Below are 9149 nucleotides of genomic sequence, written 5' to 3' on the forward strand. Positions count from 1 at the left end.
CGCATCTCATCGACCTCGTTCAGTTCGGGTGCCGCGTGGCGCCGCAGGCGTTGGCCGAGTCTGCCCGCCTCGCCTTCTCCCCAGAACCACGGTGGTCACCTCGGGCACCAGCCCGGCTCCCACGGTCGTAACCGTCAGGTCGTCAATCCCTATTGCAGCGCAACGACTCCGGTGTTCGTCCACTTCTTCCTGTGCGGTCGAACCCTTCATCGCAACCATTTTGCCATCCGGTCGCATCAGCGGGGCCGACCAACCGCACAGCCGATCGAGTGGCGCGACCGCGCGCGACGTCACCGAATCTGCGGCCCCGTGCTGCGCTATCACGCTGGGTTCCTCCGCCCGTCCCCGAACCACCGTCACGTTGTCGAGGCCCAGTGCGTCGACAACCTCGGCCAAAAACGTCGTCCGTCGGAGCAGTGGTTCGACTAGGACCACACGCAAGTCCGGTCGGGCAATCGCAAGGGGTATGCCTGGCAGTCCCGCACCGCTGCCGATGTCAACAACGCGTTCATCGGGCCCAAAGAGCTCAGCGATAACCCCACAATTGAGAATATGGCGGTCCCAGAGGCGTGGTGCTTCACGTGGCCCAATCAGGCCTCTGGTCACGGCAGCGTCGGCCAACCAGTCGTGGTAGCCGACTGCCCTATCGACTCGATCACCAAACACGTGTGTGGCCGCTTCCGATACCGACACCCCACTCCTCTCGATCGCACCTGCTCATCCGAGACTCGACCATTGATGTTTCACGTGAAACATCGGCGGTCAGTCCTCCCGATGTTTCACGTGAAACATTGGCGAACTACATGACTGTAATTTCCAGCCCCGAACTGAGAAAGGCCCCGGCCTGAGCCGGGACCTCTCGTTTAGTGCGGTTGGGTTGACTTCAGCTTACGACACCTTGATAACGACCACGCGTCGCTTGGGCTCGGCGCCCTCGCTTTCGCTGATGACCCCGTCGACTACGGCCACCGCATCGTGGACGATCTTTCGTTCGAACGGTGTCATCGGCTCGAGCGACTCGCGCTCTCCGCTATCGCGAACACGTTCGGCGACCTCGGTCCCGAGTCCGGCGAGTCGCTCCCGGCGGTCGGCCCGCCATCGGGCGACGTCCAACATCAGTCGGCTCCGGTCACCCGTCGCTTGCTGTACCGCGAGCCGAGTCAGCTCCTGCAATGCGTCGAGGACCTCACCCCGCCGACCAACCAGCTTGGAGAGGTCGGCACCGCCATCGATGCTCACCATCGCGCGATCGCCGTCGACGTCGAGATCGATGTCCCCGTCAAAGTCCAGGACGTCCAACAGTTGCTCGAGATAGTCGCCGGCGATCTCGCCCTCCTCGACCAGTTGGTCCTCCTGCTCGACTTCGGTCGCCGCATTGTCGGTCGCCGCGCTGTCGATTGGCTGGGCCTCGGTAGTTGTGGCCACCGTGTCGGCCACCATTGGTTCGTTGGGAACCTGCGCATCCGCAGTCATTGGGTTCTCCTCTTATCTTGGTGCAAATGTTCGTGGGGGAGAGGACTCAGCGGCTCTTCGGCTTGTTTCGTCGAGCCGCCTGCCGGTTCTTCTTCGATCCCGCAGATCGCCCTTTGGCCGCGCCGCTGGCCTTGGTCCCGCCTCCGGGAGCCTTGCCGCCCGTACTATCGCCACTGGCTGCCGATCCAGGTGCAGCGTCCGGAACGGAATCGTCAGCGGGTAGGTCTGCGGCTTCTCCGGGACCGCCGTCGCGCTTAGTCCGATCCGGACGGGCCCCCGGTTTGGGAGCGTTCGCCTTGTTCTTCTCTTCCTTCGCTTCCTTGGCGGCTTCCTCTTCCCGCTCCATCCGGCCGAAGACGAGGTGCTGCTGACCGTAGGTCCAGATGTTGTTGCTGACCCAGTAGAGAAGGATCGCGACCGGGAAGAACGGGCCCGACACCAGGATGCCCAGGGGAAAAACGTACTGCGAAAGCATGTTCATGATCCGCGTCTGCTGGCTCTCCTGAGCCGCCGCCGTCTGCCGCTTCACGGCCGCGCGAGCGTTCAAGTAGGTCATCAGCGAAGCAATGATCATGATCGGTATGACAACGGCAATGATCCCGATGCGGGTGAACTCGGGAGCGCCGTGCTGCATGAAGGCCTCCCACTGCGGGGACGGCTTGCCGGGCATGGTGACCCACGAAGCCAATGGCACTCCGAAGAAGCGCGCCTCGAGGAAGTTCCGGACCTGATCACCACTGAAGAAGTAGTTCGCCGTTTGAGCATTCTGCTCGACCGACATCGTCTCCATCCGCATCCCGTACTGACCACCCGTGCGGTTGAACGACCGCAAGACATGGAACAGGCCGATAAAGACCGGGATCTGCATGAACATCGGGAGGCAGCCCAGCAGCGGATTGAATCCGTGCTCGCGCTGAAGCTTCTGCATCTCCTCGGCCATCTTGACCTGATCCTTGCCGTACTTCTTGCGGATGGCCTGCATCTGCGGCTGGATCTCTTGCATCTTCTTCGTCGTCTGGATCTGCTTGACGAACGGCTTGTAAAGGATGGCTCGAAGAGTGAAGACCAGGAAGACCACCGACAACGCCCATGCCAGGCCATTGCCGGTCGGAGTGTTCGGGGTGATGTGGTCGAACACCCAGTGCCAGAGCCACATGATCCCGGACACCGGGTAGTAGATGATATTCAGCACGTTGTTTCCAGTCCCTTACTGGTTGAAGAGTTCCGAGGAGCCGGAACCGGGTCAAATCCGGGTTTGTGCCACGGGCCGCATTTGGCCAGCCGAACCAGCGAGAGCCAACTGCCGTACCACAGGCCGTGCTCGGTCAGCGCTTGCACCGCGTACGCACTGCACGTCGGTTCGAATCGACACGAGGGCAGGCGGGTAGGTGAGATCCACACCTGGTAGAAGCGGATGATCGCAATTAGCGCGCGCCTCAAGAGTTCACCGCCCGTACTAGCTGATCGGCGAGTTCGACCGCCGATCGACAAGCGGCGGAAGGCCGTGCGCGCACGACCACGAAGGTATCGGGACTGCACATCTGCCGGGCAGAGTCGTCGAATGCGACCCGGATCCGACGGGAGAGGCGGTGCCGGACAACAGAATTGCCGACACGCTTGCTCACGATCATCCCCAACCGGGGACCGCCGGCAAGCGCCACATCGCTACGCGACCGATGCGGCCACGCGGCTGCAGGATTCAGGAAATGCACATCGAGATCGCGTGTTCGAGTCCGCACCCCTTGCGACAGAGTGCGTTGAAAATCGGATCGCCGATGGATCCGGTACGGAGAGTCCATTGTCGAACGAGCACCGCGGCGGCGATGCGTGGTCGAACAGAACTAGGCGCTCAGCTTTGCGCGGCCCTTGCCGCGGCGAACACTGATGATCGCGCGCCCCGCCCGCGTCCGCATGCGCAGACGGAAGCCGTGCTTGCGAGCGCGACGACGGTTGTTCGGCTGAAAAGTCCGCTTGCCCTTGGCCATCGGAGTGACTCCTTCAAGTCTTTGCCCACTGCCGCAGGCGGTAACAAGTCTCGGTTCATCGCACGGTGCCAAGACGTCTCGGATAGCCTGGCCACGCTGTCGTGGCGGTTGCCACCCAGATGACCCGACGGAAAATCCGTGCGAAGGATATGACCTGTCGAGGGTACTGGACTCCCTACACCACAATCAAACCGCTGACCGGATCGACACCCGCGTTACTTGCTTGCTCTTGTACACACCTGTGAATAAGTATGTGGACAACTTGGTCTCACAGTGACGGCCGTGGCATGCTGGGATTTCCGCCGAACGTCCAGGAAGGGAGACCTATGACAGTCGGTAGCGACTCCTTTACCAACATCTGGATGACGGTCGTCGACGAACTCAACGACGACACCCGGGTCAATCCACCGTTGACTCGCCAGCAGAAGGCCTGGCTGTCTCTCGTCCAGCCCCTGACCCTCGCCGAGGGGTTCGCACTCCTGTCTGTGCCCAACCGCGTGGTTCAGGAGCACATCGAGCGTGATCTGCGCGATGTCATCTGTACCGCACTATCGCGCGAGCTCGGCGAAACCGTTGACCTCGGAGTCCGGATCCAGCCGATCCAGGTCGCGGCCGAGCCGCACGAATCCATTGGTGCAGAAGAAGAGTCCGACGAACCACCGCAAACCGACGACTGGAAGTCACGTCGACGCCACTTCGGCGGCCGCGACGGCGATCACCCGCCGAACTGGTCGGACTCGTTCGGTCCAGGATCGGAATCGACAGCCCCCTCGTCGGGCAGCCTGCACCCCCGGTACACCTTCGACACGTTTGTGATCGGTGCTTCCAACCGTTTCGCGCACGCGTCGGCCGTTGCAGTGGCCGAATCTCCGGCCCGTGCCTACAACCCGCTCTTCATCTGGGGGGAGTCGGGGCTGGGCAAGACACATCTCCTCCACGCCGCCGGCCACTACGCACTGCGCCTCTTCCCGGAGCTCCGCGTCAAGTATGTCTCCACCGAAGAGTTCACCAACGACTTCATCAACTCGCTGCGCGACGACCGACGTGTCCAGTTCCAGCGCCAGTATCGCGACGAAGTCGACATTCTCCTGGTCGACGATATTCAGTTCTTGATGGGCCGAGAGGGAACACAGGAGGAGTTCTTCCACACGTTCAACACACTGCACAACGCTGATAAGCAGATCATCATCTCCTCTGACCGCCCGCCCCATCAGCTCGCGACCCTGGAGGACCGGCTGCGTACCCGCTTCGAGGGCGGGCTGATCACCGATGTGCAACCGCCCGATCTGGAAACGCGCGTCGCGATTCTGCGTAAGAAGGCGCAGATGGACAAGATCGACGTTCCCGACGATGTGCTCGTCCTCATCGCCTCCCACATCGAGCGCAACATCCGCGAGCTCGAAGGCGCCCTCATCCGGGTCACTGCCTTCGCCTCCCTCACCAGCGCCGAACTGAACCGGTCCCTCGCCGAGGTCGTGTTGCGGAACCTGCTGCCCGAGACCGGCATACAGGAGGTCAGCGCCCCCCGGATCATCGCCGTCATCACCGACTATTTTGGGGTCTCGGTCGACCAACTCAAGGGCCCGTCAAGGAAGGCCGACGTTGTGCTGCCCCGCCAGATCGCCATGTACCTGTGCCGGGAACTGACTGATCTCTCGCTGCCCAAGATCGGTGACACTTTCAACCGCGACCATTCGACGGTCGTGCACGCCGAGAAGAAGATCACCGAGCAGATGAAGGAACGGCGTGAGATCTACGATCACGTCCAAGAACTCACCACAAGGATCAAGCGGCGGCCGACCTCGCCCTGATTCCCGTTCGGCCAACTCATCACACAACCCTCGACTCTTTCCCGAGGGTTGTGTGATGCGCCGAGCCGCGTCCGCCAGGCCCCAATTCTGACTCCGCAACCGTGTGGACGGCGGCCGGAAAACTCGGCCCGTCGTGTGCGTAGCGCGTGGATAACTCACTAACAACTCAGATGGATCCACAGGCGCCTCCAGCTACCCAAAACTTACCCACACATCGCAAACACACAGATACGCCGTCCCACCTGCACGAACAAGGGTTACCCACAGTTTCCACCGTGCCTACTAACACTACTAATCTCTATAGAGAGAATTCCTGTAATAGTCGGCGTGTGCACAACCCGGCCTATCTGCGCAAGCACCCCGCGCACCGTCGGTGGGCATTTTCGACCCGACCCGCCAAAGCCGCGCTCGACGCCCTACAGTGACCACCATGAAGTTTCGTGCCTCCCGCGACGAGTTCGCGGAGTCGGTGGCGTGGGTTGCCCGCAGCCTTCCGGCTCGTCCCCCGGTACCGGTCCTCGGTTGTGTGGTGCTCACCGCCAGCGACGCCGGGCTGACCGTTTCCGGCTTCGACTACGAGGTCTCTGCCGAAGAAACGATCGCGGCCGAGGTTGCCGATCCCGGTCGAGTACTCGTATCGGGCAGGCTCCTCGCCGACATCACCAAGGCGCTGCCTTCGAAGCCGGTCGACGTGGGCGTCGATGGCACCCGGGTCGCCATCAGTTGCGGGAGCGCCAAGTTCTCCTTGCCGACGATGCCGGTTGAGGACTACCCGGAAATGCCGGCCATCCCAGCCACCACCGGCACCATTCCCTCGAACATTTTCGCGGAGGCGATCGGCCAGGTCGCCATCGCGGCCGGCCGCGATGACACGCTCCCGATGCTGACCGGGGTACGCATCGAGATCGATGGCAAAACGGTTGTTCTTGCCGCTACTGACCGTTTTCGCCTTGCGGTCCGCGAACTGGAGTGGACTCCGAGCGATCTTTCGGCGGCCGGTGCGGTCCTGGTGCCGGCGAGGACCCTGGCCGACGCCGCCAAGACGGCGGGTGGAGAGTCCGAAACCGACGTCGCTCTCGCGTTCGGTAGCGGCTCGGCGATTGGCGCCGACGGCATTTTCGGCATTCTCGGCGGGGGTAAGAAAACGACCACGCGTTTGCTGGACGCGGAGTTTCCGAAGTTCCGCCAGCTCCTGCCTGCCAGCCACACCGCGGTGGCAACGATCGACAGTTCGCCGCTTCTGGACGCGATCAAACGCGTCGCCCTCGTGGCCGATCGTGGGGCCCAGGTCCGGATGGAGTTCACCGAAGGATCGGTGTTGCTGACCGCTGGTGGGGATGAGGCGGGCAAGGCGGAGGAGGAACTGCCAGTCACCTTCCGGGGGGAGCCGTTAACGATCGCATTCAACCCCGGCTACCTACAGGACGGATTGAACGCGATCGGCGTTCCGACCGTCGATTTCGGATTCACCACGCCGAGCCGCCCGGCAGTCCTGCGACCATCGACCGGAGACGATCCGGTCGCCGACGAGAGCGGTGCGTTCTTGGCACCTGACTCGGTGTTCAGCTACTTGCTGATGCCGGTGCGCCTGCCCGGCTGATCGGTGTTCGTCCGCCGGCTTTCGTTGCGGGACTTCCGATCGTGGCACCACCTCGATCTGGAGTTATCAGCCGAGCCATTGATTCTGGTGGGACGTAACGGATTTGGTAAGACGAATGTCCTTGAAGCACTCTTCTACCTGACGAACCTACGTTCTCACCGGGTCAGTTCGGACGCGGCGATGGTCGCCGAGGCGACCGACACCGCACGCATTGCGGCGACAGTCCAGAACGACGGGCGTGAGCTGACGGTCGAAGTCACGCTTGCCGGTAGTGGCGCCAATCGGGTGACGCTCAACTCCCGGCCGGTGCGCCGGCACCGCGACGTCATCGGTGTGTTGCGATCGGTCATGTTCGCACCGGAGGATCTGCTCCTGGTCAAAGGGGAACCGGCCGACCGTCGCCGGTTCCTCGATGACCTGGTCACCGGATTGGGCCCGACAGCCGTGGCGGCGAAAGCCGACTACGATCGGGTTTTGCGACAGCGTGCCGCGTTGCTGAAGACGGCCGGGGCGGCGATGCGGCGCGGAGGCACCGATGCCGACTCGGTGATCAGCACCCTCGATGTATGGGACGCGCAACTGGCCGCATTCGGCGCCCAGGTCACGGCGCATCGGATCACGATGGTCAACAGCGCGCTGCCGCACGTGCAATCGGCCTACTCGTCGATCGCCCCGCACTCACGGCCGGCTTCAATCCGCTACCGCAGTGCGCTGGGATCGGAGGCGAACGATCATGGTGGTAAGCCACTATCGGTGGAACAAATCGAGCAGTATCTGCTCGAAGCTCTCGCGCAGGCCCGATCGAGAGAGATCGACCGCGGAGTGTGCCTCGTCGGACCACATCGTGACGATCTCGAGATCAGCCTCGATCAAAAGTTGGCGAAGGGATACGCGAGCCACGGCGAATCTTGGTCGCTGGCACTGGCGTTGCGGCTGGCCACCGTCGAACTCATCCGCGCCGAGGGAGTCGAGCCAGTGATCTTGCTGGACGATGTATTCGCCGAGCTTGATGCTAAACGGCGTGTTCACCTGGCGCAATACACCGCCGATGCCGAGCAACTCCTGGTGACGGCCGCAGTTCCCGAGGACCTTCCGACCGGAGTCGGGGGACGACGGCTCTCGGTTCAGATGCGCGAGGAAGCCGACGATCACGGGGTGATTCGACGCAGGTCGACGGTGAGGTCCGACGGTAGAATTGATGGCGATGACTGAGCCGGGGACCGAAGATCACAGCGGCTACGAATTGGCCAAGAAGGCGCTCGAAGATGCGCGGGCGAAGTCGCGTGCGCGACGTGCGTCGCCGGGCAAGCCACTCGCCGGTCCAGCGGGCAGCCGGTCGCGGCGCCGATGGTCGGGATCTGGTCCGGACCACCGCGATCCGGCGCCGCTGGGGAGTCTGGTCGGACGCTTGGCGCAGGCGCCGGGCTGGCAGTCACATGTCGGTGCCGCAACCGTGATCAATAGCTGGGCCTCGATTGTCGGGGAGGATATCTCGGCACACGCGCGCCCGACTCGCCTGGAGGATGGCGTCCTGCACGTTGCCGCGGAATCGACGGCATGGGCCACCCAGCTGCGCTACGTCCAGCGCCAGATCCTGGCGAAGATCGCGGCAGTCGTCGGCAATGGCGTCGTGACTTCGCTCAGAATCAGCGGACCGCAGGCGCCCTCGTGGCGGAAGGGACCGCGGAACGTCCCAGGACGAGGGCCGCGGGATACGTATGGATAGCAGGAGGATGGATCGGGCGGAAGGGGACCGAAGCGCACGGATTCCCTGAATCCCACAATCGGGCCACCAGATGGCCGAGAAAATCGATCTGAGAGCGTTCTAGCGGCCTGCCATCCCCGCTCCAGTGTGCGTGACCCAGTAGGATGGGTGCCGTGCCCGGTAGGGCTGGCGCCGGCTGACAGGCCCGCGGAACGATTTTTCATCGAAGAACGTGAAGAGGGAGCGGTCAAGCGCGTGGCGGACAAGAAGAAGTCGACGGCGAAAAGCAGCGAGTACGGCGCAGATTCGATCAGCATCCTCGAGGGTTTGGAGGCGGTGCGCAAACGGCCCGGCATGTACATCGGATCGACCGGTGAACGAGGTCTGCACCACCTGATCTGGGAAGTCGTCGATAACTCGGTGGACGAGGCAATGGCTGGTCACGCCACCCGCGTCGATGTCACCCTGCTGGCCAACGGTGGCATCGAGGTGATCGACGATGGTCGCGGAATTCCGGTTTCGCTGCATGCCACCGGGGTGCCCACCGTCGAGGTCGTCATGACCCAGCTGCACGC

Annotated in this window: 11 protein-coding genes; 5 read left to right on the forward strand and 6 right to left on the reverse strand. The window is 63.0% G+C overall.

From position 1 onward, the window contains the following. Window positions 1-6: 6 nt before the first annotated feature. The 6 genes from rsmG to rpmH all read right to left on the reverse strand — a co-directional run bounded on the left by rsmG (window position 7) and on the right by rpmH (window position 3458). Entirely contained in the window at window positions 7-708 is a 702-nt protein-coding gene (gene rsmG / locus B4M62_RS01505) for a 16S rRNA (guanine(527)-N(7))-methyltransferase RsmG (protein WP_414651752.1), read from the reverse strand. A gap of 180 nt (window positions 709-888) precedes the next feature. Next, on the reverse strand, window positions 889-1473 hold the full coding sequence (locus B4M62_RS01510) for a protein jag (RefSeq protein ID WP_290704108.1): 585 nt from the start codon (window positions 1471-1473) through the stop codon (window positions 889-891). Window positions 1474-1519: 46 nt separating this feature from the next. Continuing rightward, complete coding sequence (yidC, locus tag B4M62_RS01515) at window positions 1520-2665, reverse strand: membrane protein insertase YidC (RefSeq protein WP_290704111.1); 1146 nt, start codon at window positions 2663-2665, stop codon at window positions 1520-1522. After that, window positions 2659-3012, reverse strand: coding sequence for a membrane protein insertion efficiency factor YidD (yidD, locus tag B4M62_RS14705; RefSeq protein WP_349678330.1), 354 nt, complete (start codon window positions 3010-3012; stop codon window positions 2659-2661). Before yidD ends, yidC begins: the two co-directional genes overlap by 7 nt. Then, the gene (gene rnpA, locus B4M62_RS01525) at window positions 2910-3272 is read right to left on the reverse strand and encodes a ribonuclease P protein component (protein ID WP_290704117.1); all 363 of its coding nucleotides are present in this window, start codon (window positions 3270-3272) and stop codon (window positions 2910-2912) included. The genes yidD and rnpA overlap by 103 nt, the downstream gene beginning before the upstream one ends. A gap of 42 nt (window positions 3273-3314) precedes the next feature. After that, entirely contained in the window at window positions 3315-3458 is a 144-nt protein-coding gene (gene rpmH, locus B4M62_RS01530; RefSeq protein WP_290704121.1) for a 50S ribosomal protein L34, read from the reverse strand. 326 nt (window positions 3459-3784) lie between these two features. On the opposite strand from rpmH, the gene dnaA reads away from it, so the two are divergent. From dnaA to B4M62_RS01555, 5 genes are all read left to right on the forward strand, one after another. Further along, window positions 3785-5269 carry a chromosomal replication initiator protein DnaA gene (gene dnaA / locus B4M62_RS01535; protein ID WP_290704124.1) on the forward strand — a complete coding sequence of 495 codons (1485 nt, stop codon included), beginning with the start codon at window positions 3785-3787 and terminating at the stop codon, window positions 5267-5269. A gap of 430 nt (window positions 5270-5699) precedes the next feature. Then, on the forward strand, window positions 5700-6869 hold the full coding sequence (dnaN, locus tag B4M62_RS01540) for a DNA polymerase III subunit beta (RefSeq protein ID WP_290704127.1): 1170 nt from the start codon (window positions 5700-5702) through the stop codon (window positions 6867-6869). A gap of 3 nt (window positions 6870-6872) precedes the next feature. Then, a complete protein-coding gene (recF, locus tag B4M62_RS01545; protein ID WP_290704130.1) occupies window positions 6873-8081 on the forward strand; it encodes a DNA replication/repair protein RecF in 1209 nt (402 codons plus the stop codon). Continuing rightward, window positions 8074-8595 carry a DciA family protein gene (locus tag B4M62_RS01550; protein ID WP_290704133.1) on the forward strand — a complete coding sequence of 174 codons (522 nt, stop codon included), beginning with the start codon at window positions 8074-8076 and terminating at the stop codon, window positions 8593-8595. Before recF ends, B4M62_RS01550 begins: the two co-directional genes overlap by 8 nt. 234 nt (window positions 8596-8829) lie before the next feature. Then, a partial coding sequence (locus tag B4M62_RS01555) for an ATP-binding protein (RefSeq protein ID WP_290704135.1) occupies window positions 8830-9149 on the forward strand: 320 nt, incomplete at its 3' end.

Source organism: Gordonia sp. UBA5067, from assembly GCF_002414845.1.
Taxonomy (GTDB): domain Bacteria; phylum Actinomycetota; class Actinomycetes; order Mycobacteriales; family Mycobacteriaceae; genus Gordonia; species Gordonia defluvii.